Genomic DNA, 26066 nt, shown 5'->3' on the forward strand with positions numbered 1-26066 from the left:
CGGAACAACTCGACTCGGCGCGTGCGCATGACGATGTGCGCACGCGCCGAGGCGCGTCCGGCTGGCTGTTCGGGCTGGCCGTCGTGGCGACGGTCGGCCTGCTGGTGCTGTCGCTGACGGTCGGCGTGTACGACATCACGGGCAGCGAGGACGGGTGGCGCATGTTCGCGATCACCCGGGTGCCGCGCACCATCTCGCTCGTGCTCGCCGGCGCCGCCATGTCGATGTGCGGACTGCTGATGCAGCTCCTCACCCAGAACCGGTTCGTCGAACCGACCACGACCGGCACGACCGAGTGGGCCGGTCTCGGCCTGATGCTGGTGTATCTGCTCTCTCCCGGAGCGAGCATCTTCGTGCGCATGCTCGGGGCCATCGCCATGGCATTCCTCGGCACGTTCGTGTTCTTCCTCTTCCTCCGCCGCGTCGCTCTGAAGTCCTCGCTGATCGTGCCGATCGTCGGGATCATGATGGGCTCGGTCGTCGGCGCGGTGTCGAGCTACATCGCGCTCCGGTTCGACATGCTGCAGCAGCTCGGCATCTGGTTCGCCGGCAGCTTCACGTCCGTCGTCCGAGGCCGCTACGAGCTGCTGTGGATCGTGCTGATCGTCACGGTGGTCGTGTTCATCGTCGCCGATCGCTTCACGGTCGCCGGGCTCGGCAAGGACATCGCCACCAATGTCGGCGTCGACTACGACCGCGTCATCCTGCTCGGCGTGGCGATGGTGTCGATCGCGACCGGCGTCGTCACCGTCGTGATCGGATCGCTGCCGTTCCTCGGGCTCGTCGTCCCGAACATCGTGTCGATGATCCGCGGCGACAATCTCCGCGGCAACTTGCCATGGGTCTGCCTGCTCGGTATCGCCGTGGTGACGCTGTGCGACCTGATCGGCCGCACGATCATCCAACCGTTCGAGGTGCCGGTGTCGCTGATCCTCGGTGTGTTCGGCGCGGTCTTCTTCGTGTTCCTCGTGCTCTGGCAGCAACGCCGTGCCTGAGGCCGTCGTCGACATCGCCGTCGAGCGACGTGCTGCGTCGCCGGCCACGGAACGCCGGACGACCGGTTCGTTCCCGACGCAGCGGGCACGACGGCGCTACGTCATCGTCCTCGCCGTCCTGATCCTCGTCTGCATCGCGTCGACGGTCGGCGTGATGACGTACGACAACCCGATGCCGTTCGGGAGCGACGGCTTCTGGCGGATCGTCGACCTCCGTGCCGATGCACTGCGCGTCATCGCCATCGTCGCCTTCTGCCAAGCGCTCGCAACCGTCAGCTTCCAGACCGTGACCGGCAACCGGATCCTGACCCCCGGCATCATGGGATTCGAAGCGTTGTACGTCGCCGTGCAGACGGCGTCGGTCTTCTACTGGGGCACCGAGGGCATCAACAAGATCACCGGCACGACCCAGTTCCTGGCGCTGGCCGTGGTCATGGTGGTCGCGTCGACGCTGCTCTACACCACACTCCTGTCGGGCCGGTTCGGTGACATGCACACGATGCTGCTCGTCGGCGTGATCATCGGCGGGGGCCTTGCGTCCCTCACCGCGTTCATGCAGCGCGTCCTCACCCCGAGCGAGTTCGACGTTCTCGCAGCACGCTTGTTCGGCAGCATTGCCGCGGCCGACGACGACTACCTCGACTGGGCACTCCCGATCTCGTTGCTCGCCGGCTTCGCGCTCATCCTGCGTTCGAAGCGACTGAACGTGCTCGGACTCGGGTCGCACGCGGCCGCCAACCTCGGGCTGCACCCCAAGCGCGAGACGATGATCGTGCTGTTCTTCGTGTCGGTCCTGATGGCCATGTCGACCGCAATGGTCGGACCGATGGTGTTCCTCGGCTTCCTCGTCGCCATGCTCACGTACCAGCTGGCCGACACGCACGACCACCGTTACCTGCTGCCGATGTCGGCACTCGTCGGCTACGCCACACTCAGCAGCTCGTACTTCGTGCTCCGGCACGTCTTCTACGCCGAGGGGCGAGTGACGATCATCATCGAACTCGTCGGCGGCCTCGCGTTCCTCGTCCACGTCATGCGAAAGGGCCGACTGTGATCAGCCTCACCGGAGTCACGAAGCGCTACGGCAGCGACACCGAGATCGGCCCCGTCTCGGTCGACATCCCCGCCGGCAGCATCACCGCGCTCGTCGGGCCGAACGGCGCCGGCAAGTCGACCGTCCTGACCATGATCGGCAGACTCCTCCAACTCGACGAAGGGGTGATCGAGGTCGCCGGTCTCGACGTCGTGTCGACGCCGTCGAAAGACCTCGCCAAGATCCTGGCCATCCTGCGCCAGGAGAACCACTTCATCACCCGCCTCACGGTGCGCCAGCTCGTCGGGTTCGGTCGCTTCCCGCACTCACGCGGCAAGTTGAACGTCGAGGACGAGCGACAGATCAGCGCGGCGATCGACTTCCTGAACCTCGGCGATCTCGAGCACCGCTACCTCGATCAGTTGTCGGGAGGTCAGCGCCAGCGTGCGTACGTGGCGATGGTCCTCGCGCAGGACACCGAGTACGTCTTGCTCGACGAGCCACTGAACAACCTCGACATGGCGCACTCGGTCCAGATGATGCAGAAGTTGCGCAGCGCCGCCGACGACCTCGGCCGGACGATGATCGTCGTGCTGCACGACATCAACTTCGCGGCCCGCTATGCCGATCAGATCCTGGCGATGAACGACGGGACGATCACCGAGTTCGGCCCCACCGCCGAGATCATCGACGCGGAGACGCTCACCCGCATCTTCCACACGCCGGTGACGGTGATCGACGGACCCCACGGCCCGCTCGCCGTGTACTACTGAAGACAGCCGACCTTGCAGCGGTGGTCAGTCGGCGCGCTGGACGTCGATGTCGCCGCTCACGGACTTCACCGTGAGACGGACGAGTCGGCGGGGGCGCTCGTCGTCCTGGCCGGTGTCGCGTCGCGGTTCGGGGAGACGGGTCGAGCCGGTGAAGGTGGTGAGTTCGGGAATGACCCGGATGCCGGTGGGGAGGCCGATCCGGACGTCGCCCGAGATCGTGCGCACCGCGAGTTCGGTGCCGTCGGCCCGCCGCACCCGCACATCTCCTGACGTCGATCCGACGGCCAGCTCGCCGGCGACCTCGCCGAGCCGGATGTCGCCCGAGGTCGTCGTGATCTCGACCCGCCCACCGACGTCGCCGAGGTCGACGTCGCCGGACACGGTGGTGATTTCGACATCGCCGTCACAGCCGAACGAGCGCAGGTCTCCGGATGCCGTGGACATCGCGAGCGAGGCGCACCGCCCGTGGTGGCGGAGGTCGCCGGACGCCGTGGCCAACGCGAGCGCTCCGAGGTCGCCCTCGACGCGCAGGTCGGCTGACGCCGACTTGAAGTCGACTCGGGTGCCGGGTGGCACCTCGATCGCGAGCCGACCGCTCCGCCGGCCGCGCTTGCCGGCGGGGGCGACGACGACCGCATCGCCGACGTTCGAGATGCTCCATCTGTCGGGCTGATCGACCGTCACCACGACCCGACCGGCCTCCGCGACGAACACGTCGACGGCGCTCGCGTGGGTGCGGACGTCGAGCGACGCACGGTCACCGACGGCGAACTCGTACCGCTCGCTCAACGAATGCCCTCGCCGCTCACAGGTCGAACTCCTCCGTGACCGTGCCGCCCGTCGTGCCCTGACGCCGGGCATTACGCGACAGCGCCTCGACGACCCAGGTGTTGACGGACTCGCCGTCGGTGTTGGCGAAGCGTTCGATCGTCGACTTGAGGGTGGGCGGCAGGCGGAGGGTGATGCGTGCGTCGAAATCCTCTTCGTCGTCGGCCGGTTCGGACGACGACACCGCGTCGACGACACGGAGTTCGAGGTCGCGGCCGCTGAGGACGACGTCGACCGATTGGTCGGCGAGCTGCGCTCCGATCTCGCTGGCCGCCTGCTGGGCGAGTTCGACCGCCGCCTGACGAACTGCCGGCTCGAGTGCGTCGGCCAGCCGCTCGGCGGCGAGTTCGAGGTCGGGGTCGTCGCTGATCGAGACGTTGGCGTTGATCGCGGCGCGCAGCGAGTTGATGACGGGGTCGAGGTGCATGTCGGCGGCGGGGATCAGTACTCGTCGGCCGGACGGGATTGCCGGGCGGGCGTGGTCGCTTCCGGGTGGATGCGCTTGCCGGCACGACGGTACCGGATGCGATCGCCGTGGACGGCCTCGATGTAGTCGGGGTAGAGAAACGGGTGCATGACATCTCCTTGACATCGTGATGATGTCATCATGATGTCACGTTGATGTCGCAGAGTCAACCCTCCCTCGAGAACAGGGACGAAAGCCCTGGTCGACCTCGTACGGCGCCGACGAGAATGAAGACGTGCGAAGCGAACCGATCTCCACCGTCATGACGACCGACCTCGTGTCGATCGATCTCGACCAGCCGCTGTCGGAGGCGTACCACGCCCTCCAGGGCGCGCCGTTCGAGCACATCCCGGTGCTCGACGTCGATCGGCCGGTCGGCATGCTGTCGTCGACCGACATCCTCCGACTCGTCTACGACGTCGAGGGAGCGAGCGACAAGATGCTCACGAGCATGCTCGACCACCAGTTCACGATCGAGGACGCGATGTCGTCCGATCTCGTGACGCTGACGAGCGACGCGACGGTGCACGACGCCGCCGAGATCCTCGCCGAGGGCAAGACGCACTCGATCCTGGTGCTGAACGGCGGCACGCTCAGCGGCATCGTCACGACCACCGACCTGGTGCGCTACCTGCGCGACCTCTGAGTCGCAGGCCGACTCGAACGCCGGCCGCCGGCCGATCAGGCGTCGGCAGGTCGGATGGCGGCGCTGATCTCGCCGACCACGTCGGCTTCGACCATCTCGCGCGCCACCTGTATCGCATTCACGATCGCACGCTCACTCGACGAGCCGTGCGAGATGATGCAGACGCCGTCGACGCCGAGCAGCATCGCGCCGCCGTACGCCTCGGGGTCGAGCGTTTCGTAGAGGGGCAGCAGCGCCGGCATCAGGGCGTCGGCGTGCTCCTTGTACTCGGGCTTCGAGGTGAACGCGCCGAGCAGGGCTGCGACGACGGCCTTCATGCCGCCCTCGAGCGTCTTGAGGACGACGTTGCCGGTGAATCCGTCGGTCACGATGACGTCGGCGGTGTCGCTCATGACGTCGCGCCCCTCGACGTTGCCGATGAAGTTCAGGTCGTCACCGGCAGCCGCTTCGAGCAGGCCGAACGTCTCCTTGCGGAGCGAGTCGCCCTTGCCCGGCTCTTCACCGATCGACAGCAGACCGACCTTCGGCGAGTCGACCCCGAAGCGGTGATGCGAGAACACGGCGCCCATCTGCGCGAACTGCACGAGCCAGTCGGCCTGCACTTCGGCGTTGGCACCGGCATCGAGCAACACGGTGGGTCGACCCCCGGGGAACGGGATGATCGTCGCGATGGCCGGGCGGTTGACGCCCTTCACCCGCCCCATGCGGAGCAGGGCCGACGCCATCGTCGCGCCGGTGTTCCCGGCCGACACCATCGCCGACGCCTTGCCGTCGCGGACCGCCTCTGCGGCGCGCACGAGCGTGGCGTCCTTCTTGCGCCGGACCGACCGCCCACCGTCTTCGTCCATCTCGATGACCTCGTTCGCCTCGATGAGCGGGAGGTCGCCGATGTCGGTCAGCTCGCCCAAGTTGGACGGGCCGACCAGGACGACGGGGGTGCCGGCGGCAGCGGCGGCCTTGGCACCGGCGACGATCGCGTCGGGTGCGTGGTCGCCGCCCATTGCGTCGACCGCAATGGGGAGCATCGTCATGCGGGGCTGATCAGCCGACGTCGATGACGACGCGGTCCTTGTACCAGCCGCACGACGGGCACACGGTGTGGGGCAGCTTGGCGTTGCCGCAACGCGGGCAGGTGCTGCGTGCGGGTGCGTCGAGCTTCCACGCCGAGGCGCGGGTGCTGCGGCTCTTCGACTTGGACTTCTTCTTCTTCGGAACGGCCACGGTGGGACTCCAGCGATATCAGGTCGTACAGGTGCCGGCAGATCGCGCGACACGGCTGCGCCAGGCTAGCGGCGGATTCGGCGCGTTCAATCGTCGAGTCGAAGGTCGTCGAGCGCAGCCCATCGCTCGTCGCGCACCGGGGTGTCGTCGTCGCGGGTCACGACGTCGGGTGCGTCGCCCGGCTCGAGACGGATCCCGGCACAGTCATCGCCGCACAGCACGTCGTCCGGGAGTTCGAGCATCAGATGCTCTCGCACCGCCGACAGCAGATCGATCTGGTCGTTCTCGATCGGGAAGGTCTGATCGTCGTCGGACAGGATGTCGCCCGCGTACTGGTAGACCTCGTCGACCTCGATCGTCGCCGTGCCGGCGAGGTCGGTCAGACAGCGGCGACACGGAGCTTCCCAGGGCATCGTCAGGGTGCCGTGCACGACGACGCTGTCGACGCCGGACGTCGCCATCAGGTCGATCGTGACGTCGTCGACGATGCGGTCGTCGTCGACACCAAGGTCGGTGGCCGGCGTGGTCAGTTCGACGTGCTTCTGGAGGCCCGGCTCACGCAGGAGCTCTCGGGCGTTGAGCCGCAGGGCCTGGATACGCGCCACGGGAGCGCTCACCGATCCTGGTCGAAGAAGCCCTTGGTCGGGTCGTCTTCGACCTCGTCGACGTGTTCGAGCGGATGACCGCCGTCGCCGATCGACAGTTTCTGACGCCCGGCGGCGACGGTGCGGCCGAGCTTGTCGAGCAGGATCTCGAAGCTGGCGAGGCGCTGATCGAGGAAGTCTTCGGTCTCGAGCTTGAGGCGGCGGGCGTCGTTGTCGGCGGTCTCGACCACGTGGCGTGCCCGGGCCTCGGCAGCACGGACGACCTCGGTGCGCTGCACCATGCGCTCGGCTTGGACGCGGGCGGCTTCGAGCATCTCGTTCGCTTCACGACGGGTCTTGTTGACGAACTCCTGGCGCTCTTTGAGCATCCATCGTGCCTGACGCAATTCGTCGGGCATCCGGGCGAGTGCTTCGTCGAGCAGTTCGATCAGTTCGTGCCGGTCGACGCGCGGTGACGACGACAGCGGCATCGTCGGGGCGTTGGCGACCAGATCGATGGCGCGACGCAGCAGGGTCTCGGCATCGCCGACGTGGCCGGTCGTCTCACCCGGTTCGGGGTAGTCGTCGTCGATCTCTTCGTAGTCGTCGAACGGCTCGTCGTAGCCGTCGTCGTAGCGATCGCCCTGGCGGTCGTCGTAGCGCTGGTCGTACTGGTCGTCGTAGGTCATGATCGGGCGGCCCTCACTGACCGCGACCTGCGAATCTATCGGTGAGTGCCGCCGACACCGGTGCAGGCACCAGATGATCGATGTCTCCCCCGTGGGAGGCGATCTCGCGGATGAAGCGGCTCGACACGAACGAGAACTCGGGATTGCACGGCACGAACACGGTGCGGATGCCGCTCGCCGACCGGTTCATGTGCGCCATCTGTTGCTCGATGTCGTAGTCGGCTGCGGTGCGGAGCCCTTTGACGATGAAGTCGGCGCCCACTGCGGACGCGACATCGACGACGAGGCCCTCGAAGGCGCCGACGGTGATCTCGGATCGGTCGGCGAAGGTGTCGATCGCGAGCCCGACGCGCTCGTCGGGGCTGAACAACCCCGACGGCTTGCTGAAGTTGACGAGCACGCCGAAGACGACCTCGTCGAACAACTCGAGCGCCTGGTCGACGACGTCGACGTGGCCGTTGTGGAGCGGATCGAAGCTCCCGGGAATCAGCACCTTCGCCATGGGTTCCCCAACGGTAGTGCGGCTATTCGGCCGCCGGGTCGATGCGTTCGAAGAAGGTGACCCAGGTGCGCCCGTAGCGCTTCGACCGGGTCACCTCCCATCCGAGGTCGTCGAGTCCGTCGAGCGAGTCGAGCGGGTGGCCGGCCTCGGCGGCCACGAACGGCGCGTCGACGGCGGCGAGCAGCCCCGCCCAGTCGTCGAAGTCGTACGGCGGGTCGGCGAGCACGACGTCGGCGGTGATCGACCGCGCGGCGATCAGGGCATCGCCCTGCACCACTCGTGAGCGGTCGGTCAGGTCGAGCGTGCGGAGGTTGTCGCGCAGGGTGCGCAACGCGGCCCGGTCGCGCTCGACGAACACGACCTCGGCGGCACCGCGGGAGAGCGCCTCGATGCCGAGACCGCCCGAGCCGGCGTACAGGTCGGCGACGACGGCGTCACGGACGACGTCGAGGCTCCCCAGCGCATTGAAGATCGCCTCGCGCACCTTGTCGGTCGTGGGCCTCGTGTCGAGGCCCGGCGGGCCCTCGAACAACCGCCCCCTGAGTTCTCCGGCCACGATGCGCATCCGGTCAGGCTACGGCCGAGTCGGTCGGCTGGGCAGCAGGGCATACTGGGCGACGTGTTGGAGCCAGATCAGCAGATCACCTGCATCGACTGCGGGGGACGAGCGTTCTTGCTCACACGGCCCCGCGAGGACGGTGTGTGGGAGGACGGCGACATCGTCGCCTACCGCTGCGAGGACTGTCTCGACCGTTGGGACCTCGTCCTCGAAGACGACGACCCGACCGACTACTGAGCCCACCCCGGCCGGAAATCCGAGCGGCGACGGCGGACACCCTGCCAAGCTGCCCTCCATCTGAACCCCGCTCACGGCGGAACCACGAGGAGGTCAGCTCATGTCAACCACACGCTCACGATGGGCCGCGCTCGGCGCTGCGGTCGCGATCACGATCGGTGCCGGCGGCGCCGGACTGGTCGGGGCGACCAAGAGCAGCGGCGAACGCGCCAGCTACGAGGCGGTGACCGCATGTCGGCTGCTCGACACCCGCCCCGGCCAATCGGTCGGGGGCCGCACGACGCCGCTCGGCGCGGGCGAGACCATGACGGTCGACGCCCTCCCGGACGGCGGCAACTGCTCCGGGCTTCCGGACGGCACCGCGGTTGCCCTCAACGTCACTGCCGTCGGCGCCACCGAGATCACCCACCTCACGATCTGGGACACCGGGTCGGTCCCCACGGCATCGAGTCTCAACCCCGCGCCGGGCCAGCCACCGACACCGAACGGTGTCACGACCCGAGTCGACTCGAACGGCTCGTTCAAGATCTTCAACCTCCAAGGCGAGGTGCACCTCGTCGTCGACCTCGTCGGCGTGTTCTCCGACCACGACCACGGCGAGTCGAAGTTCCTGACGTTCCAGCCGACGACGCTGCCCCTGTTCGACGGGGCGACCGTCGCCAGCGGTCCGATCGACCGGACCGGCGTCGTGCTCGACGACGGCCTCACGCCGGGGTTCGACGTGTCGTTCACCCTGCCGACCGACTACACGGCGAACTCGTCGATGTTCCTCGAACTCCTATGGCACATCGACGAGACCGCCTGCGCCGTCGAATGGAAGTCCGAGTACGGCCACATGTACCGACACAGTGACGATCCGGCCTCCGCTGGGTTCGCCATGGTCGAGACCGATCCGGTTCCGGCAACAGCAGGGCAGGCCGTCCGCACGAGGTTCCAGATCCAGCCGAACGGCGGTTTGGCCCCGGGCGACGCCGTGGCGCTCGGGCTCAGCCGGAACGCTCCGGCGGCCGGCGACACGTGCACCGGCGACGTGATCGTCACCGGGATCAGCGTCTCGTACAGCTGACCGTCGCGGGAGCCGCCGTCAGCGTCGCTGGGGGCGGCTCTTCGGGGTCATCTCTTCGCGTATCCGCTTCTTCGTCGCTGCCCAGCTGCAGATCGGACACGCCGTGAGGTCGTGGCGGAGGGCCGGGCAGTACTCGCGGCCGAAGAAGATGATCTGGAGGTGACGATCGTTCCACGTCTCGCGTGGGAACACCGCTTTCAGGTCGCGTTCGGTCCGTTCGACCGTCGTACCGTTCGAGAGCCCCCACCGGGCGGCGAGCCGCTGGATGTGGGTGTCGACCGGGAACGCCGGCACGTCGAACGCCTGTGACATGACGACGCTCGCCGTCTTGTGGCCGACGCCGGCGAGCGATTCGAGGAACTCCCAGTCGGGCACGATCTCGCCCCCGGCGTCGATGATCTGGTTCGCTGCCGTCCACAGGTTGCGGGCCTTCGACGGAGCGAGCCCGACCTCGCGGATGTACTCGAGGATCCGATCGGGGCCGAGTTCGACCATCTTCTCCGGCGTCGGGGCGGCGTCGAACAGCGCCGGCGTGACCTGGTTGACCTTCTTGTCGGTCGTCTGCGCCGACAGCGCGACCGCCACCAGCAAGGTGTACGGATCGCGGTGGTCGAGCGGGATCGGGATCTCCGGGTAGAGGTCGTCGAGGATCTCCCCGATCAGCGCTGCCTTCTCCTTGCGGTTCACGGCGAGCAACCTACCGTCCCGGCCTCACCATCCCCGGCGGTGATCAGACCCGGAAATCGGCAGGCAGGACGTCAGGCGACGGTCGCCGGCTCGCGGCGGAGGCGGACGGCGCGGCGGTGCGCACGCACCATCTCGACCGTCACGAGACCGAGCGCGAACCAGACCAGGCCGAAACCGACGGCGCGCACCCACGGCAGCGATTCGTCGTAGACGACCCAGCCGAGCAGGAAATTGATGAGCGGCACCAGATAGTTCGCCGGACCGAGCAGGGTGAACGGCACCCGTTGCGCGGCGAACGCGAACAGTGTCAGCGGGAACGCGGTGATCGCCCCGGTGCCGATCACCAGCAGCCAGTCGATCCCGTCGGCCTGCGCCCACACCGCCTCGGCGCCCGGCCAACCGGCACCACTGCTCGCGACGACGATGGTGAGCAGCGCAGGCCCGAGCAGGACGAGCATCTCGGCGGTCAGGCTCTCGGCCGGTGCGAGCGGTACCCGCCGCTTGATCAGACCGTATGTCGACCACGAGCCAGCGATGACGAGGGCGATCCACGGGACGCGCCCGTATGACACCGTGAGGACCACGACCCCGGTCGCAGCGAACCCGATCGACGCCCATCGGAACGGAGTCAGCTGCTCGCCGAGGACGAAGACGCCGATCGCCATCGTGCCGAGCGGCGACAGGAAGTAGCCGAGCGCCGTCTCGAGCACACGATCGTTGGTGACCGCCCACACGTACGCCGTCCAGTTGACCGTGAGCAACACCCCGGCGGCTCCGAGCCGCAGTCGTGTCGGCGCGTCACGGAACGCGCCGAGCACCGGCGCCCAGCGACGCAGGACGGTGACGGCGACGCTCATGATCAGCGCTGCGCTCGCAACACGCCACGCGATCAGCTCGACGGGATCGAACTCGCCGAGCTGCTTCCAGTAGACGGTGAGCAGCCCCCACGTCGTGAACGCCGCGATCGCTGCCTGCAGCCCCGCTCGTTCCCGCTGGTCCATCGCCCCGACGCTACGGCCACCCGGCCGTTTCGGCTCGGCCGGTTTCAGCTCTTGGCGAGGAAGTCTTCGTCTTCGTCGGTGAAGAGCAGGTCGAGTTCGTCGAGCAGGACCGGGTGCTGCTCCAGCCCCGGATCGGCATCGACGATCTCGAACGCCGCCTCGCGAGCCTTCGCAACGAGCTGACGGTCGCGACGGAGCGACGCCAGCTTCAGGTCGCTGCGACCCTTCTGCATCGTCGACATCAGGGTGCCCTCACCGCGCAAATCGAGGTCGACCTCGGCGAGCTCGAACCCGTCGGTGGAGGCCACGAGTGCCTCGACGCGCGGGTTGCCACCGTCGTGCTCCTGCGTGACGAGCCAGCACATCGACTCGTGGGTGCCGCGCCCGACACGGCCACGCAGCTGGTGCAGCTGCGCGATGCCGAACCGATCGGCGTCGAGGATCACCATGACCGTCGCGTTCGGGACGTCGACGCCGACCTCGATCACCGTGGTGGCGACGAGCACGTCGAGCTGCCCCGATCGGAACAGGCTCATGGTCATCTCCTTCTCGGCCGGCGTGAGTCGACCGTGCAGCAACCCGAGCCGGAGCCCCTTCAACTCGTCGTTCGACAACCGCTGGAAGGTCTCCTCGGCCGATGCGACCTCGAGCTTCTCGCTCTCGTCGATGAGCGGGCACACGACGTAGGCCTGTCGGCCCTCCCCCACCTCGTGGCGCACATCGGCCCACACCTCGGCTTCGAGCATCGGACCGTTGGCCCACTTCGTGACGATCGGCGTGCGGCCCGGCGGCAGCTCGTCGAGCACGCTCACGTCGAGGTCGCCGTAGACGGTCATCGCAGCGGTGCGCGGGATCGGCGTCGCCGTCATCACGAGGACGTCGGGCACGTGGCCGCCCGACTTGTCGCGCAACGCCGCCCGCTGCTCGACGCCGAAACGATGCTGCTCGTCGACGACGACGGCGCCGAGCGACGAGAACTCGACCCCTTCCTGGATGAGCGCGTGGGTGCCGATGGCGATGTCGACCGTGCCGTCGGCGAGTCCGGCCAGCACGTCCTTGCGCTCGGCACCGGTGACCCGGTTCGTCAGCAACTCAACCCGGAGCGGGCGATCGCCGAACAGGTTGCCGGGGTCGGGCACTCGCAGCTCGCCCAGCAGTTCGCGCACGCCGGTGGCGTGCTGCTCGGCGAGCACCTCGGTCGGCGCCATCAGTGCCCCCTGATGGCCGCCCTGCACCGCAGCGAGCAGTGTCGAGACGGCCACGACCGTCTTACCCGCACCGACGTCGCCCTGCAGGAGCCGGTGCATCGGCTGCGGTGTGGCGAGGTCGACCTCGATCTGGGCGATCGCCCGGCGTTGCGCCCCGGTGAGCGGGTACGGCAACGCCTCGAGGAAGCGCTGCACGAGCTCGCCGTCGACGTCGTGCGCGATACCCCGAGACGTCCGTTCGAGCTCTCGCTTGCGCAGCACGAGCACCAGCTGCACGCGCAGCAGCTCGTCGAACGCGAGACGTCGGCGAGCTGCCTCCTTCTCCCGCATCGACTCGGGGGCGTGGATCGAGGCGAACGCCTGCCCACGTGCCATCAGGTCGAGGCGGTCGGTCACCTCGACGGGGACCGGGTCGGCGATGCCGCGCTCGGCGCAGCGGCGCAGTGCCTCCTCGACGAACGATGCGACCTCCCACGTGGTGAGCTGCACCTTCTCGCTCTGGGGGTAGATCGGCACGATGCGGCCGGTGCGATCGCCGATCAGATCGACGATCGGGTTCGCCATCTGGAGACCGCCCCGGTACGTGTCGGGCTTGCCGTAGAGCGCGATCTGCAGCCCCTCTTTCAGCTGACGTTCGCGCCACGGCTGGTTGAAGAACACGACGTGCATGCGCCCCGAGCCGTCGCCGACCTGCACGTTGACCATGGTGCGACGGTTCCGGGTCATCCGCTTGGTGACCGTGCGGACCGTGACGAGGACGAGTGCCTCCTCCCCGGGAACGAGGTCGGCGATGCGCGCCTCGTTGGTGCGGTCGACCCATCGACGGGGATAGTTCGTGACGAGGTCGAGCACGTTGTGGACGTCGAACGCGGCGAGCGCCGTTCGCTTCTTGTCACCGACGCCACGCAGCTGGGCGACGTCGATCGCCGCGAGGTCGCGCAGCGTGATCGGGGGACGTTCGCTCACCCGACCGTGTCTACTACTCGACGCCGAACAGGTACGGGTACAGCGGTTGTCCGCCGCGGTGGATCTCGACCTGGACGTCGGGGTGTCGGTCGGCGAGCCACGACTCGATCAGCTCGGTGACGGCCGGGTCGGCGTCGGTGCCGGTGATGATGGTGAGCAACTCGCCGTCGTCGGCGATCAGCTGGCCCAACAACTGCTGCACCACGAGCAACAGCTCGGTGTCGACGGCGACGATGCCGTCACCCTTCACGATGCCCATCCAGTCGCCCTCGGCGATCGGGCCGGCGTCGCTGTTGGTGGAGCGGACGGCCTGGGTGACCTCACCCGTGCGGACCGCGTCGACCGAGTCGTTCATCTCGGTGACGTTGTCGTCGGCATCGGCCTCGGGGTCGTAGACCACGAGCGCGGCGAGGGCTTCGGGCATCGTCCGAGTCGGGACGACCGACACGCGCTTCGAGGAGAGCGCGTCGACCTGCTCGGCGACCGGGATGATGTTCTTGTTGTTGGGCAGGATCACGACCTGATCGGCGTTGACGTGCTCGACCGTGTCGAGCAGCTCGGCCGTCGACGGGTTGAGGGTCTGCCCGCCGGTGACGATGCCCTGCACGCCGAGGTTCGAGAACAACTCGGCGAGGCCGTCGCCGGAGCAGACCGCCACCACGGCGGTGGTGACCGGCGGCAGCCCGGCACCGGCGCGGGTGCCGACGTGGACGTCGCCGTGCAGCTCCGCTTCGCGTCGTGCGTGCTCGTCGTCGACCTCTTCGAACAGGTCGGTGACGCGGATCTGCTTCGGCCGGCCGTCGAGGTCGAGCGCGACCTCGATGGCGGCCCCGATGTCGTTCGTGTGGACGTGGCAGTTCCAGAGCCCGTCACCGCCGACGACCACGATGGAGTCGCCGATCGCCCCCCAACCCGATTTGAACTCGTCGATGCGTTCGTCGGCGAGGTCGAGGAAGTACATGACCTCGTATCGCTGCTCGCTGACGTCGATCTCGCCGTCGTGGGCAGCGGCACGGTGCGCCACCTGCTCGAGCTGGTCGGCGGTCGGCCCGTCGGGATCGTCCTCGGGCGCCGGCAGCGGTTCGCCGTCGACCACGTGGAGGGCGGAGTCGAGCAGGAGGAGATAGCCGGCGCCACCGGCGTCGACCACGCCTGCGTCCTTGAGGACCGGGAGTAGATCGGGGGTCGAGGCGAGTGCCTGTCGCCCCGCTTCGCGGGCGGCACGCAACACGTCGACGAGCGAGGCGTCGTCGGCTGACGCCGATTTCGCTGCGTCGGCCGACTCTCGCACGACCGTGAGGATGGTGCCCTCGATCGGCTTGAGCACGGCCTGGTAGGCGCCGACGCTCGCCGCGGCGAGTGCATCGGCGACCCGCTCTCCCGTTCCCTCGGTCTTGTCTTTCAGCGTCGACGCGAGACCGCGCAGGATCTGGCTGAGGATGACGCCGGAGTTGCCGCGAGCCCCCATGAGCGAGCCGTGGCTGATGGCGTCGCACGTTGCGTCGAGGCTGTCGGGGTCGGCGGTCTCCATCTCGGCCACGACCGCCTCGAGGGTGCGAGCCATGTTCGTGCCGGTGTCGCCGTCGGGGACCGGGTACACGTTGAGCCGGTTCAGACCGCCGGCGTGATCGCGCACGGCGTCGCGGAACGTCGTGATGACGCTCCGGAGCGCGTGGACGTCGAGCCGTTCGAGGGTGGTCACGCGCCACAGGCTAGTGGCGCATGTCTCAGGGCGCTCGTTCCGACCGAGGGTGGGGACAACCCCACGACGAGGACGGCGGCCTGCCGGGCTGACCCCGCTCCGACTCGTCCGTACCGTGGAGATCGCTCGCCGCTCGACCCATCGGTTCGCCCGCCTACCTCGACCGCGTGCTTCGACCGCCTACCAAGGAGACTCCCCGTGAAACTCGTCTCGCTCGTCCTCTGGCTGATCCTGCTGGTGCTCGCCTGGCCGCTCGCACTCCTCGCACTCCTCGTCTATCCGCTGGCGTGGCTGATCTCGTTGCCGTTCAGGCTGGTCGGCATCTCGGTGGCCGGCGTGTTCGAACTGCTGCGGGCGATCGTGACGTTGCCGGCACGACTCCTGGGTGGAGGCCCGCAACGATGAGGCCGTTCAACCCGTAGGGTGGTGCGTTCCCGTTTTTCGGGACCGAGCAGAACGAGTGCCTGATGAACGACGACCACAACGACGACCACACCGACCAGAACGGCGGCCAGAACGACGAGGCCGCGGAGTCGGCCGACGCGCCCGAGACCGACCAGCAGGCCACCGACGACGCGGTGCGGTTCGCCGACCTCGGGTTGCGCGCCGAGATCCTGGCTGCGCTCGACGAGCTCGGTTACGAGGAACCCACACCGATCCAGGCGGAAACGATCCCACCGCTGATCGAGGGCAACGACCTCCTCGGCCAGGCTGCGACCGGCACCGGCAAGACCGCTGCATTCGCCCTGCCGATCCTGCAGCGCGTCGAGCCCCACACGGGTCGCCGGGAGGCGCCCGCCGCTTTGGTGCTCGTGCCCACCCGCGAGCTGGCGATGCAGGTGAGCGAGGCGATCTTCAACTACGGCCGCCACATCGGAATCCGTGTCGTGCCCATCTACGGCGGTCAGCCGATCCACCGTCAGTTCAAGCAGCTCGAGCGAGGCGTCGACGTGGTCGTCGCCACACCCGGTCGAGCGGTCGATCACATCGGTCGCGGATCGCTCCCGCTCGACGAGGTCGAGATGGTCGTGCTCGACGAGGCCGACGAGATGCTCGACATGGGTTTCGCCGACGACCTGGAGGCGATCCTCGCCGCGACCCCCGAGACCCGTCAGACGATCCTGTTCTCGGCGACGATGCCCCCGAAGATCAACTCGATCGCCAAGAAGTACCAGCGCGATCCGGTCCGCATCAAGATCGCCAAGGGACAGGGCGAGACATCGAGCGCCACGATCCTCCAGCGCGCCTACGTCGTGAAGCGGAGCCACAAGGCGGCAGCGCTCGGTCGCGTCCTCGACATGGAGTCGCCGACCGCGGCGATCGTGTTCTGCCGCACCCGCGGCGAGGTCGACCAGCTGACCGTGACGATGAACGGACGCGGCTATCGCGCGGAAGCCCTGCACGGCGGCATGGACCAGCTGCAGCGCGACCGGGTGATGAATCGCCTGCGCGACGGCACCGCCGAGTTGCTGATCGCCACCGACGTGGCTGCTCGCGGTATCGACGTCGACACCCTGACCCATGTCGTCAACTACGACGTGCCGTCGGCACCGGAGAGCTACGTGCACCGCATCGGACGTGTGGGTCGCGCCGGCCGTGACGGTGTCGCGATCACGCTCGCCGAGCCGCGCGAGCAGCGTCAGCTGTCGAACATCGAACGGCTGACGAAGCAGAAGATCGAGCTGGCGTCGGTGCCGACCCTCGCCGACCTGCGCGACCAGCAGGTCGCGTCGACCGCCGAGTCGCTCGTCGCCGCACTCGAACGAGACGACGACGACGGCGATCTCGCCGCGGTCGTGGACGACCTCGTCAACCACCACGACCTCCGCTCGATCGCGATCGCGGCCCTGTCGCTCGCCCACGAGGCGAACGTCCCCGACGACGAGGACGATGTCGAGATCCCCGATGCCCGTCGCACCGACGAGCCGCGCAAGCGGGAGCCGAGGCGCGAACGGTCGGGAACGTTCGACGAGCGAGCCCGCGACAACGACGAGCCGACCGGGTTCCTCTACATCGGACTCGGCCGACGTGCCGGCATCCGCCCGGGCGACCTGGTCGGCGCCGTGGCCAACGAGGCCGACCTGCCGGGCCGCCTGATCGGCCCGATCCGGATCTCCGACCACTACAGCGTCGTCGGCGTCCCCGAGCGCAAGGTCGACGAGGCGATCTCGGCACTCAACAAGTCGGAGATCCGCGGCAAGTCGACCAAGGTCCGCCGGTTCGTCGACAACGACGGTGGCGGTGACCGCAAGGGCGGCCGCCGCGACCGGTACGACGACGACCGTGGCGGCCGGGGCCCGAAGGGCGGTCGCGGACCGAAGCCGCACCGAAAAGGGCAGCGGCGCGACGCGAGGTAGTTCCTCGTTCCGCCGATAGCATGTGTCAGCCGTGTGGACAGGCCCGATCGGCCGTCCCCAGGTACGTAACGAAGTCGCAGGAGAAGCAGTCAAATGGCATCGGTTTGTGAATTGTGTGGCAAGGGCCCCTCGTGGGGCATGTCGGTGTCGCACTCGCACCGTCGTACGAAGCGTCGCTGGAACCCGAACATCCAGCGCGTGCGCGCATCGGTGAAGGGCGCGACCAAGCGCGTCAACGTCTGCACCAGCTGCATCAAGGCCGGCAAGGTCCAGAAGGCCTGATCAGGCCGCGTCCGACGCCGACCGCACCGCCGATCACGGTGGCGCGGTCGGCTTTTGCGCGTCTGGGGCGATGACGCTCCCGGGCGGTAACCTCTCCCCCATGCAAGGTGTCGTGAAGGCGTACGATCCGGCGACGGGCATCGGTGTCGTGATGTGCGACACCGACCTGGCCGATTACGACATGGCCGGCAACGCCATCGAGAACTCCCTGTTCCGCATGCTGCGACCCGGCCAGCGCGTCGTGTTCGATCTCGACGGTGACGGCCTGGCGACTCGGCTGCGCCTCGGCTCCGAGATCGACATGGGCACCCCCGGCGTCAACTGACGCCGGCCCGCCTCGAACACACCCGTTCTCCCACTCCCAGCGATCCTGGCGCGCCCCGCGATCTGTTTTTCCGATCGCACATCTGCACAAACTCCCCGGCGCGCTCCCCCTGGCCTCCCACGCCCGTTCACCGATCGGTCACACTGGGTACACGCCACACGCCCGGCAACGACGCCGATGCGCTGAACTCACGGGGAGAACAACATGGCAGCAACCACGTCGAACGAACGTCTCGAGGCGTGGGTGGACGAGTGGGCGGAGATCCTCCAGCCCGACGACATCTACTGGTGCGACGGCTCCGCCGAGGAATACGACCGACTCGCGCAGTCGCTGGTCGACTCCGGCACGTTCACCCGCCTCGACGAGGCGAAGCGCCCGAACAGCTACTGGGCCCACTCCGACCCGGGTGACGTCGCCCGCGTCGAAGACCGCACGTTCATCTGCTCGGCCACCGAGGAAGAAGCCGGGCCCAACAACAACTGGCGCGATCCCGACGAGATGCGGGCGGAGATGAAGCGGCTCTACTCGGGAGCCATGCAGGGTCGCACGATGTACGTGATCCCGTTCTCGATGGGCCCGCTCGGCTCGCCGATCGCCCATATCGGCGTGCAGTTGAGCGACTCGGCGTACGTCGCCACGAACATGCGGATCATGACCCGCATGGGACAGGGCGCGCTCGACGTCCTCGGCTCCGACGGTGAGTTCGTGCCGTGCGTCCATTCCGTCGGTGCTCCCCTCGCCGACGGTGAGGCCGACGTGCCGTGGCCGTGCGACGCCGAGAACAAGTACATCGTGCACTTCCCCGAGACGCGCGAGATCATGTCGTACGGATCCGGCTACGGCGGCAACGCCCTGCTCGGCAAGAAGTGCTTCGCGCTGCGCATCGCCTCGGTGATGGCCCGCGACGACGGCTGGCTCGCCGAGCACATGCTGATCCTGAAGCTCACGAACCCGGATGGTGAGTCGAAGTACATCGCCGCCGCGTTTCCGTCGGCGTGCGGCAAGACGAACCTGGCGATGTTGGTGCCGACCATCCCCGGCTGGAGCGCCGAGACGATCGGCGACGACATCTGCTGGATGAAGTTCGGCGACGACGGACGCCTCTACGCGATCAACCCCGAGGCCGGATTCTTCGGGGTCGCGCCCGGCACCGGTTACGACACCAACGCCAACGCGATGCGGGCGCTCGAACCGGGCAACTGCATCTACACCAACACGGCGCTCACCGACGACGGCGACGTCTGGTGGGAGGGCATCGGCGGCGACGCTCCGGCGCACCTGACCGACTGGAAGGGCAACGACTGGACCCCCGACGCCGACACGCCGGCGGCACACCCCAACGCACGCTTCACCGCGCCGGCCGACCAGAATCCCGTGTGCGCCCCCGAATGGGAAGACCCGAAGGGTGTGCCGATCTCGGCGATCCTGTTCGGCGGTCGTCGCCGTACCACGGTGCCGTTGGTGACCGAGGCGTTCGATTGGGAGCACGGCGTGTTCCTCGGCTCGATCATGGCGTCGGAGAAGACAGCCGCTGCCGAGGGCTCGCTCGGCGAGCTTCGCTTCGACCCGATGGCGATGCTGCCGTTCTGCGGGTACAACTACGCCGACTACTTCGCCCACTGGCTGACGATCGGCAAGGCGACCGACCCGAACAACCTGCCGAAGATCTTCTTCGTGAACTGGTTCCGGCGCGACGACGACGGTCGGTTCCTGTGGCCCGGGTTCGGTGAGAACAGCCGGGTGCTGAAGTGGGTGTTCGAGCGCTGCGACGGTCAGTCCGAGGTGACCGACACGCCCATCGGTCGACTCCCGACCAAGGACGCACTCGACCTCGACGGGCTCGACATCGACGACGCCGATCTCGACGCGATCCTGTCGGTCGACGCCGATGGCTGGAAGGCGGCGATCCCGCAGATCCGCGAGCACTACGCCAAGTTCGGCGACAAGCTCCCGGCCCAGCTCCAGATGGCCGTCGACACGCTCGAGGCGCAGCTCTCGTAGTCAGCACGGCGCAGCTCTCGTAGTCAGCACGGCGCAGCTCTCGTATTCAGCACGGCGCAGCTCTCGTAGTCAGCACGGCGCAGCTCTCGTAGTCAGCACGGCGCAGCTCTCGTAGCACGGCGCAGCTGCGCCTCGACGTCGACGACCTGACGACTCGGAGATCACCCCGCCGTTCTGCTAGATCGGCGGGGTGACTTCGTTCGCGACCGACGACATCCTGCCCGAGCCGCCACCGGACGCGCTCGAGGTCCTGCACGACCGGGAGTACCGCGTGCGGGCGTTCCAGATCGCCGACGACCGGCTCCTGATCCAGGGAGCGGTGCGCGACCAGAAGCCGCCCGGCCTCTACGTGCCCGACGACCCGGAGCCCCTGACCATCCACCACATGCAGCTGAGCTTCGAGGTGGGATTCCCGAGCCTCGAGATCGTCGCGGCGACGGTGCACTTCGAGTCGCACCCGCACCCGACCTGCCCGTCGATCGAGACGCACTACGAGCAGCTGGTCGGTCTGTCGATCGCACGCGGTTTCACCCACAAGGTGCGTGAGCTCTTCGGTGGCCCGCGCGGCTGTACGCACACCACGGCGCTGCTCCAGGCAATGGCACCGGTCGCCGTGCAGTGTTTCTGGTCGATGCGTGCGGCGACGGCGAAGCGGGCGGGGGCCGACAATCCGGTCGTGTCGCGCGAACGCACCGGGAGCGGCGACGGCAACCTCGCCTACGTGATCAACTCGTGCCACGTCTGGGCCGACGACGGCCCTGCCCTCGCCGAGCGGCGAGCCGGGGGCGGTCCGTCGGTGCCGATCCCGATGCAGCGCCGACTCGACGAGCTCGGGATCGAGACCCCGGTCGACTTCGACGGGTGACTCAGACGGTCTCGACGTCGGAGACGTCGGACGGGTCGAGCGGGTCGGGTTCGTCGGCCGCTGCCGAGCGCCGCGACCGGTACGCGGTCCAGCCGATGCCGGCCCCCAGCAGCACCAGCGCGCCGATCACCCACTGCCAGTAGTTGCCGGTGTCGGGCATGAGGCCCTGCAACCACGACTGGACGGATTCGCCGGCGTCGATGATCGGATCGTCGAGTTCGCCGTCGAAGAAGAACAGCTGGACCTCGTAGTAGCCGTAGTACGCAACGTAGAAGCCGGCGATCACGAGCAGGACACCGGCGATCTTGTTCATCTTCGGCAGGAGCGATCGGAACTTCGCCACCATGCCGTCCTTGGCGAGGGCGACCGCCATGGTGAGCACGCTGACGACGAGCCCCATCCCGAGGCCGTAGAGCACGAACACCATCACGCCCGAGAGATAGTTCTCGTTGCGGAACGTCGTCGAGGTCACGGCGAGGAACGGGCCGATCGTGCACGACAGCGATGCGACGGCGTACGAGACACCGAACAGGAACATCGACAGCAAGGTGCCGTCGGCGCCGCCCTTCTGCAGCTTCGGAATGTTGAGCATGATCTGCCGACCGGTGAGCAGGTAGATACCGAGCCCGACCAGACCGATGCCGATCACGATCGTCGCCCACGGCAGGTAGCGCTGCAGTTCGCTCGCCACCCCGGAGATCACGAGGCCGAAGATCCCGAAGACCGCGATGAAACCGGCGGTGAGCACCAGCGACACCTTCATGCCGCGAGCGACGGCCGTCGTACGTGCGGCACTGTCGTCGAGGCCGACGAACGCCGACAGGTAGGCGGGCAGGAGCGCGAACCCACACGGGTTCACGGTCGCCGCCATGCCGGCGGTGAGAGCGAGGGCGAATGGTCCGTTCAGCACGACAGGAAAACACGGTAGAGCAGCACCGTGTTCCTCGCATGCCGACCGTGCGAAACAAACACGAAAAGGGGCGAAGGGCCCGGGTCGGATCAGCCCGCCATGGCCGCGACCATCTCGGCGAGCACGCTCGGGCTGGTGGCGAGGTTCATTCGGACGTGGCCCTCTCCCCCACGGCCGAACTGGTGGCCGGCGCTGAGTTCGACGCCCCGTTCTCGGAACACGGCGGCCGGGTCGTCGCCGAGGTCGAGCGCCGACACGTCGAGCCAGGCGAGGTACGTGGCTGCGGGCGGCCGATATCGCACCTCGGGCAGGTGTTCGGCGAGCAGGTCGACGAGCGAGGTGCGGTTCTCGTCGATGACGCCGACGACGGCGCCGAGCCAGTCGTCGCCACGGGTCCAGGCAGCCGTCGCCGCCGTCACGGCCATCAGGTTCGGTGCGCCGAGATAGTGCCCCGGTAGGGCGTCGAGTGCGTCGTGGAACGTCCGGTCGCCGGCGTGGACGACCGCCCACCGGAGCCCGGCGAGGTTGAACGCCTTCGACGCCGACGTCACGGTGATCGTGTGCGCCGCCACCTCCGACGCCAGCGAGGCGAACGGGATGTGCGTGGTGCCCGGCATCGTCAGGTCGGCATGGATCTCGTCGGACACGACGGTGATGCCGTGGCGCAGCGCGATGTCGGCGATCCGTTCGAGCTCGGGCAGGTCGAAGACGTGGCCGAGCGGGTTGTGCGGATGGCACAGGATCCAGATCCGGGCACGTGAGTCGTGTCGGAGCCGTTCCTCGAGGTCGTCGTAGTCGAAGCCGTCTTCGGTGCGGCCGATGCCGATCAGGCGCCGACTCGCTGGTTCGATCGAGTCGAGGAACGGGTGGTATGCCGGCAGATGGAGCACGACACCGTCGCCCGGTTCGCTCCGGTGGTGGATCGCCGCTCGCACCCCCTGGATCACGTCGATCAGGTCGTGCACCCGGTCGGGGTCGAGATCCCAGCCGTACCGCTGCGCCATCCGGGCCGGGAACAGCTTCGCTGCCGGAGAAAGAGCGTACGGGCCACCCCAGTTCGGGTAGCCGAGTTCGTGGCGATCGATCACCTCGTGCAGCGCCTCGGCGATCGGTGGCGCCACCTCGAAGTCCATGTCGGCGACCCAAGCCGCGAACGGGGCCGGGTGTGCCATCCACTTGGCACCGCGTCGTCGACGGAGCGCCTCGACGTCGAGCGATCGCAGCCCGAACGGGTCGTTGTTCGCCATCCCGGGAGTGTGACACATCGGCCGGATCGACGATCGACGCTAGATTCAGCCCGCATGGCGGCACCCCTCACGCCCGTCACCCTCACCGGGTCACGGGTTCGTCTCGAACCGTTGTCGACCGATCACGTCGCCGACCTCGCCGAGGCGGCCTCCGCCGACCGGTCGACCTTCGGACTCACGTGGGTTCCCGACGGGCTCGACGCGACCGACGACTACGTGGCATCGCTGCTGGCCGACCACGCGGCAGGGCTCGTGCTGCCGTTCGCCCAGATCGATCAGCACACCGGCCGCGCCGTCGGCTGCACCCGCTACCTCGACCTGCGGTGGTGGCGCGGCCGCGACGTACCCGACGAGGTCGAGATCGGCGGTACCTGGCTCGCCCGGTCGGCGCAGGGCACCGGCATCAACACCGAGGCCAAGTACCTCCTGCTGCGGCACGCGTTCGAGGTGTACGACGCGTGGCGTGTGCAGATCGTGACCGATGCCCGCAACGCCCGGAGCCGGGGTGGCATCGAGTCGATCGGAGCGACGTTCGAAGGCATCCTGCGCAACCACCGGATCGTCGCCGACACGCCGAGCCCGTCGCCGCGCCAAGCTGCGGTGTACTCGGTGATTCGTGACGAATGGCCCGATGTGCGAACGCACCTGCAGACCAAGATGGGGGTGCAACCATGAAGGCCCTGATCGTCATCGCCCACCCGAAGCACGACAGCTTCTGTCACGCCGCCGCAGCGGCGGCCGAGCGCGGCTTGCGGTCGGCCGGACACGACGCCGTCACCATCGATCTGTACGCCGAGGGGTTCCGGGCGGCGATGTCGGTCGACGAGCGCATCGCCTACGACACCGACGACCCGATCCTCGACCCGCAGGTCGAGCGACACGTCGACCTGCTCCGGGCGTCGGAACTACTCGTGTTCGTCTACCCGACGTGGTGGAGCGGTCTCCCGGCGATCCTGAAGGGCTGGCTCGAACGCACGATGGTGCCCGGCGTCGGGTTCACGTTCGACGAGCGGACCGGGAAGGTGCGTCCCGGATTGCAGCACGTGCGACGGATCGTCGGCGTGAGCACCTGGGGGTCACCACGCCACTACGCGATACTGATGAACGACAACGGGCGACGCGTACTGTCGCGCGCGCTGCGGATGTCGTGCGGTTGGCGAGCGCGTCCGAGCTGGCTCGCTCTGTACGGCATCGACACGTCGTCCGACGCCGACCGGGCCGCGTTCCTCGACAAGGTCGAGACGAAGGTGGGGTCGTGGTGATGCGCACCCTGGTCGTCTACTGCCATCCGAATCCCGACTCGTTCGGGGCAGCGATGCGTGACCGCACCCTCGCCGGCCTCCGCAAGGCCGGCCACGACGTGCGACTGACCGATCTGTACGCCGACGGGTTCGAGCCCGAGCTCACCGTCGACGAGATCGAACGCCATCATGAGCCGGGTGTCGCTCCCGGCCTCGAGTCGTACGCCGACGACCTGCGCTGGGCGGAGGCGATCGTGTTCGTCTATCCCACGTGGTGGAGCGGCCAGCCGGCGATGCTGAAGGGCTGGATGGACCGCGTCTGGGCATCCGGTGTGGCATGGGAACTCCCCGAGGGCTCCAACGTGGTCCGACCGCTGCTGCGCGACATCCGACGCCTGATGATCGTTACGAGCCACGGCAGCTCGAAGTGGATCAACGTCCTCGAAGGCGAGTCCGGGAAGCGGACGATCATCCGGTCGCTGCGGGCGATGTGCAGCCGACGTGTGCGCACCAAGTGGGTGGCGCTCTACGGCATCGACACGTGCGGCCCCGTCAAGCGGGCCGACTTCCTCGACCGCGTCGAGATCGCCGCCTCCAAGCTGCGCTGACCGACGCCCGGGTCAGAGTTCGATGCCGGCTTTCGCGGCTTCGAGCTGGAGGTCGTTCTGGACCATCATCGACACGAGGTCGGGGAAACTCACCTCGGGCTTCCAGCCCAACTGCTCACGGGCCTTGCTCGGATCGCCGATCAACAGATCGACCTCGGCAGGCCGGAAGAACTTCGGGTCCTGACGCACATAGTCACGCCAGTTGTCGATCTCGACCTCGGCGAACGCACGCTCGACGAGTTCCTCGATCGAGTGCGTCTCACCGGTCGCGATCACATAATCGTCCGGCTCGTCCTGCTGCAGCATCAGCCACATCGCCTTCACGTAGTCACCCGCATAGCCCCAGTCGCGCTTCGCGTCGAGGTTGCCCAACACCAACTCGTGCTGCAACCCGAGCTTGATACGCGCCACCGCGTTCGTCACCTTCCGGGTCACGAACTCGATCCCGCGACGCGGCCCCTCATGATTGAACAAGATGCCCGAACACGCGAACAGCCCGTAACTCTCGCGGTAGTTCACCACGATGTCGTGACCGAACACCTTCGCGCACCCGTACGGGCTCCGCGGATGGAACGGCGTCGACTCGGTCTGGGGCGTCTCACGCACCTTGCCGAACATCTCCGACGACGAGGCCTGGTAGAAGCGGATCGGATTGTCGTGCGTGCCGCCGATCATCCGGATCGCCTCGAGCATCCGCAACACACCCAACCCCGTCAGGTTCGCCGTCAACTCGGCCTGGTTGAACGACAACGCCACGAAACTGATCGCACCCAGGTTGTAGACCTCGTCGGGCTGCGACAACTCCAGCGCCGCCACCAACGACGGCAGATCAGCCAAGTCACCGGGCACCAACTCGACGAACGGCATCTCGTCGATCACCGACTGCGCCCGCGGGTTGTTCTGCCCCTTCACCATCCCGTAGACGTCGTACCCCTTCCCGTGCAGGAACTCGGCGAGATGACGGCCGTCCTGACCGGTGATACCTGTGATGAACGCGCGTGGCACGGAGAACTCCTGACTCGGGGACGCAGCGAGTCTACGAGGGGGACGGGACGTTCCTGCGGCTA

At 67.9% G+C, this 26066-nt stretch carries 31 protein-coding genes; 15 read left to right on the top strand and 16 right to left on the bottom strand.

Annotated elements, in window-relative coordinates; all coding sequences use genetic code 11:
• The first annotated feature begins 35 nt into the window (after nucleotides 1–35).
• Genes BDK89_RS15145 through BDK89_RS15155 form a run of 3 tightly spaced genes read left to right on the top strand, consistent with a single transcriptional unit; the run spans nucleotide 36 to nucleotide 2801 of the window.
• Nucleotides 36–995, top strand: coding sequence for an ABC transporter permease (locus tag BDK89_RS15145; protein ID WP_208294085.1), 960 nt, complete (start codon nucleotides 36–38; stop codon nucleotides 993–995).
• Entirely contained in the window at nucleotides 988–2049 is a 1062-nt protein-coding gene (locus BDK89_RS15150) for an iron chelate uptake ABC transporter family permease subunit (RefSeq protein WP_208294086.1), read from the top strand. The genes BDK89_RS15145 and BDK89_RS15150 overlap by 8 nt, the downstream gene beginning before the upstream one ends.
• Nucleotides 2046–2801: an iron ABC transporter ATP-binding protein gene (locus BDK89_RS15155; protein ID WP_133869747.1), complete on the top strand. Its 756-nt coding sequence runs from the start codon at nucleotides 2046–2048 to the stop codon at nucleotides 2799–2801. Before BDK89_RS15150 ends, BDK89_RS15155 begins: the two co-directional genes overlap by 4 nt.
• A gap of 24 nt (nucleotides 2802–2825) precedes the next feature.
• On the opposite strand, the gene BDK89_RS15160 is transcribed toward BDK89_RS15155, so the two are convergent.
• From BDK89_RS15160 to BDK89_RS22600, 3 genes are read right to left on the bottom strand one after another with little or no spacing between them, the layout of a single operon-like run.
• A complete protein-coding gene (locus BDK89_RS15160; RefSeq protein WP_166657602.1) occupies nucleotides 2826–3590 on the bottom strand; it encodes a DUF4097 family beta strand repeat-containing protein in 765 nt (254 codons plus the stop codon).
• 16 nt (nucleotides 3591–3606) lie between these two features.
• Entirely contained in the window at nucleotides 3607–4056 is a 450-nt protein-coding gene (locus BDK89_RS15165) for a YlcI/YnfO family protein (protein ID WP_166657603.1), read from the bottom strand.
• A 14-nt stretch (nucleotides 4057–4070) separates the two neighbouring features.
• Nucleotides 4071–4205, bottom strand: coding sequence for a hypothetical protein (locus BDK89_RS22600; RefSeq protein WP_279586792.1), 135 nt, complete (start codon nucleotides 4203–4205; stop codon nucleotides 4071–4073).
• 125 nt (nucleotides 4206–4330) lie between these two features.
• Between BDK89_RS22600 and BDK89_RS15170 the strand changes: the two genes are divergently transcribed.
• Complete coding sequence (locus BDK89_RS15170) at nucleotides 4331–4741, top strand: CBS domain-containing protein (RefSeq protein WP_133869750.1); 411 nt, start codon at nucleotides 4331–4333, stop codon at nucleotides 4739–4741.
• A gap of 35 nt (nucleotides 4742–4776) precedes the next feature.
• Here BDK89_RS15170 and plsX read toward each other — a convergent pair whose 3' ends face one another.
• The 6 genes from plsX to rsmD all read right to left on the bottom strand — a co-directional run bounded on the left by plsX (nucleotide 4777) and on the right by rsmD (nucleotide 8302).
• Nucleotides 4777–5772 carry a phosphate acyltransferase PlsX gene (plsX, locus tag BDK89_RS15175; RefSeq protein ID WP_208294087.1) on the bottom strand — a complete coding sequence of 332 codons (996 nt, stop codon included), beginning with the start codon at nucleotides 5770–5772 and terminating at the stop codon, nucleotides 4777–4779.
• A gap of 10 nt (nucleotides 5773–5782) precedes the next feature.
• Entirely contained in the window at nucleotides 5783–5962 is a 180-nt protein-coding gene (rpmF, locus tag BDK89_RS15180; RefSeq protein WP_133869751.1) for a 50S ribosomal protein L32, read from the bottom strand.
• An 86-nt stretch (nucleotides 5963–6048) separates the two neighbouring features.
• On the bottom strand, nucleotides 6049–6579 hold the full coding sequence (locus tag BDK89_RS15185) for a YceD family protein (RefSeq protein ID WP_133869752.1): 531 nt from the start codon (nucleotides 6577–6579) through the stop codon (nucleotides 6049–6051).
• The gene (locus BDK89_RS15190) at nucleotides 6576–7235 is read right to left on the bottom strand and encodes an ATP synthase subunit B family protein (RefSeq protein WP_133869753.1); all 660 of its coding nucleotides are present in this window, start codon (nucleotides 7233–7235) and stop codon (nucleotides 6576–6578) included. The genes BDK89_RS15185 and BDK89_RS15190 overlap by 4 nt, the downstream gene beginning before the upstream one ends.
• Nucleotides 7236–7248: 13 nt before the next feature.
• Nucleotides 7249–7737: a pantetheine-phosphate adenylyltransferase gene (gene coaD, locus BDK89_RS15195; protein ID WP_166657604.1), complete on the bottom strand. Its 489-nt coding sequence runs from the start codon at nucleotides 7735–7737 to the stop codon at nucleotides 7249–7251.
• Nucleotides 7738–7759: 22 nt separating this feature from the next.
• The gene (gene rsmD, locus BDK89_RS15200; protein ID WP_133869754.1) at nucleotides 7760–8302 is read right to left on the bottom strand and encodes a 16S rRNA (guanine(966)-N(2))-methyltransferase RsmD; all 543 of its coding nucleotides are present in this window, start codon (nucleotides 8300–8302) and stop codon (nucleotides 7760–7762) included.
• A 54-nt stretch (nucleotides 8303–8356) separates the two neighbouring features.
• Here rsmD and BDK89_RS21830 point away from each other — a divergent pair, with 54 nt between their 5' ends.
• Together BDK89_RS21830 and BDK89_RS15205 are read left to right on the top strand one after the other, a co-directional pair.
• The gene (locus BDK89_RS21830; RefSeq protein WP_166657605.1) at nucleotides 8357–8533 is read left to right on the top strand and encodes a hypothetical protein; all 177 of its coding nucleotides are present in this window, start codon (nucleotides 8357–8359) and stop codon (nucleotides 8531–8533) included.
• Nucleotides 8534–8633: 100 nt separating this feature from the next.
• Nucleotides 8634–9599 carry a hypothetical protein gene (locus BDK89_RS15205; RefSeq protein WP_133869755.1) on the top strand — a complete coding sequence of 322 codons (966 nt, stop codon included), beginning with the start codon at nucleotides 8634–8636 and terminating at the stop codon, nucleotides 9597–9599.
• A gap of 18 nt (nucleotides 9600–9617) precedes the next feature.
• Here BDK89_RS15205 and BDK89_RS15210 read toward each other — a convergent pair whose 3' ends face one another.
• From BDK89_RS15210 to BDK89_RS15225, 4 genes are all read right to left on the bottom strand, one after another.
• Nucleotides 9618–10286, bottom strand: a complete 669-nt coding sequence (locus BDK89_RS15210) for an endonuclease III domain-containing protein (protein ID WP_133869756.1) — start codon at nucleotides 10284–10286, stop codon at nucleotides 9618–9620.
• A gap of 71 nt (nucleotides 10287–10357) precedes the next feature.
• Nucleotides 10358–11287: an EamA family transporter RarD gene (gene rarD / locus BDK89_RS15215; protein WP_133869757.1), complete on the bottom strand. Its 930-nt coding sequence runs from the start codon at nucleotides 11285–11287 to the stop codon at nucleotides 10358–10360.
• Nucleotides 11288–11331: 44 nt separating this feature from the next.
• On the bottom strand, nucleotides 11332–13461 hold the full coding sequence (gene recG, locus BDK89_RS15220; protein WP_133869758.1) for an ATP-dependent DNA helicase RecG: 2130 nt from the start codon (nucleotides 13459–13461) through the stop codon (nucleotides 11332–11334).
• 13 nt (nucleotides 13462–13474) lie between these two features.
• Complete coding sequence (locus tag BDK89_RS15225; protein WP_166657606.1) at nucleotides 13475–15163, bottom strand: DAK2 domain-containing protein; 1689 nt, start codon at nucleotides 15161–15163, stop codon at nucleotides 13475–13477.
• Between the two features lie 198 nt (nucleotides 15164–15361).
• On the opposite strand from BDK89_RS15225, the gene BDK89_RS15230 reads away from it, so the two are divergent.
• The 6 genes from BDK89_RS15230 to BDK89_RS15255 all read left to right on the top strand — a co-directional run bounded on the left by BDK89_RS15230 (nucleotide 15362) and on the right by BDK89_RS15255 (nucleotide 20993).
• Nucleotides 15362–15568: a hypothetical protein gene (locus BDK89_RS15230; protein WP_133869760.1), complete on the top strand. Its 207-nt coding sequence runs from the start codon at nucleotides 15362–15364 to the stop codon at nucleotides 15566–15568.
• A gap of 62 nt (nucleotides 15569–15630) precedes the next feature.
• Nucleotides 15631–17520: a DEAD/DEAH box helicase gene (locus tag BDK89_RS15235; RefSeq protein ID WP_133869761.1), complete on the top strand. Its 1890-nt coding sequence runs from the start codon at nucleotides 15631–15633 to the stop codon at nucleotides 17518–17520.
• Nucleotides 17521–17613: 93 nt separating this feature from the next.
• On the top strand, nucleotides 17614–17802 hold the full coding sequence (rpmB, locus tag BDK89_RS15240; RefSeq protein WP_133869762.1) for a 50S ribosomal protein L28: 189 nt from the start codon (nucleotides 17614–17616) through the stop codon (nucleotides 17800–17802).
• 100 nt (nucleotides 17803–17902) lie between these two features.
• A complete protein-coding gene (locus tag BDK89_RS15245) occupies nucleotides 17903–18127 on the top strand; it encodes a S1 domain-containing protein (RefSeq protein WP_133869763.1) in 225 nt (74 codons plus the stop codon).
• Between the two features lie 204 nt (nucleotides 18128–18331).
• Complete coding sequence (locus BDK89_RS15250; protein ID WP_133869764.1) at nucleotides 18332–20128, top strand: phosphoenolpyruvate carboxykinase (GTP); 1797 nt, start codon at nucleotides 18332–18334, stop codon at nucleotides 20126–20128.
• A 190-nt stretch (nucleotides 20129–20318) separates the two neighbouring features.
• Nucleotides 20319–20993 carry a DUF2889 domain-containing protein gene (locus BDK89_RS15255; protein ID WP_166657607.1) on the top strand — a complete coding sequence of 225 codons (675 nt, stop codon included), beginning with the start codon at nucleotides 20319–20321 and terminating at the stop codon, nucleotides 20991–20993.
• A gap of 1 nt (nucleotide 20994) precedes the next feature.
• On the opposite strand, the gene BDK89_RS15260 is transcribed toward BDK89_RS15255, so the two are convergent.
• The gene (locus BDK89_RS15260; protein ID WP_133869766.1) at nucleotides 20995–21903 is read right to left on the bottom strand and encodes a cytochrome c biogenesis CcdA family protein; all 909 of its coding nucleotides are present in this window, start codon (nucleotides 21901–21903) and stop codon (nucleotides 20995–20997) included.
• Between the two features lie 89 nt (nucleotides 21904–21992).
• Nucleotides 21993–23150: a MalY/PatB family protein gene (locus BDK89_RS15265; protein WP_166657608.1), complete on the bottom strand. Its 1158-nt coding sequence runs from the start codon at nucleotides 23148–23150 to the stop codon at nucleotides 21993–21995.
• 54 nt (nucleotides 23151–23204) lie between these two features.
• Between BDK89_RS15265 and BDK89_RS15270 the strand changes: the two genes are divergently transcribed.
• The 3 genes from BDK89_RS15270 to BDK89_RS15280 are packed head-to-tail and all read left to right on the top strand — an operon-like array spanning nucleotide 23205 to nucleotide 24999.
• Nucleotides 23205–23825: a GNAT family N-acetyltransferase gene (locus tag BDK89_RS15270; protein ID WP_133869768.1), complete on the top strand. Its 621-nt coding sequence runs from the start codon at nucleotides 23205–23207 to the stop codon at nucleotides 23823–23825.
• Nucleotides 23822–24412, top strand: coding sequence for an NAD(P)H-dependent oxidoreductase (locus BDK89_RS15275; protein ID WP_166657609.1), 591 nt, complete (start codon nucleotides 23822–23824; stop codon nucleotides 24410–24412). The genes BDK89_RS15270 and BDK89_RS15275 overlap by 4 nt, the downstream gene beginning before the upstream one ends.
• Nucleotides 24412–24999 carry an NAD(P)H-dependent oxidoreductase gene (locus tag BDK89_RS15280; protein WP_133869770.1) on the top strand — a complete coding sequence of 196 codons (588 nt, stop codon included), beginning with the start codon at nucleotides 24412–24414 and terminating at the stop codon, nucleotides 24997–24999. Before BDK89_RS15275 ends, BDK89_RS15280 begins: the two co-directional genes overlap by 1 nt.
• Nucleotides 25000–25011: 12 nt before the next feature.
• Here the strand turns inward: BDK89_RS15280 and gmd are convergent, their stop codons facing one another.
• A complete protein-coding gene (gene gmd / locus BDK89_RS15285; RefSeq protein ID WP_133869771.1) occupies nucleotides 25012–26004 on the bottom strand; it encodes a GDP-mannose 4,6-dehydratase in 993 nt (330 codons plus the stop codon).
• Nucleotides 26005–26066: the final 62 nt, after the last annotated feature.

The organism is Ilumatobacter fluminis (assembly GCF_004364865.1).
In the GTDB taxonomy this organism is placed as follows: Bacteria; Actinomycetota; Acidimicrobiia; order Acidimicrobiales; family Ilumatobacteraceae; genus Ilumatobacter; species Ilumatobacter fluminis.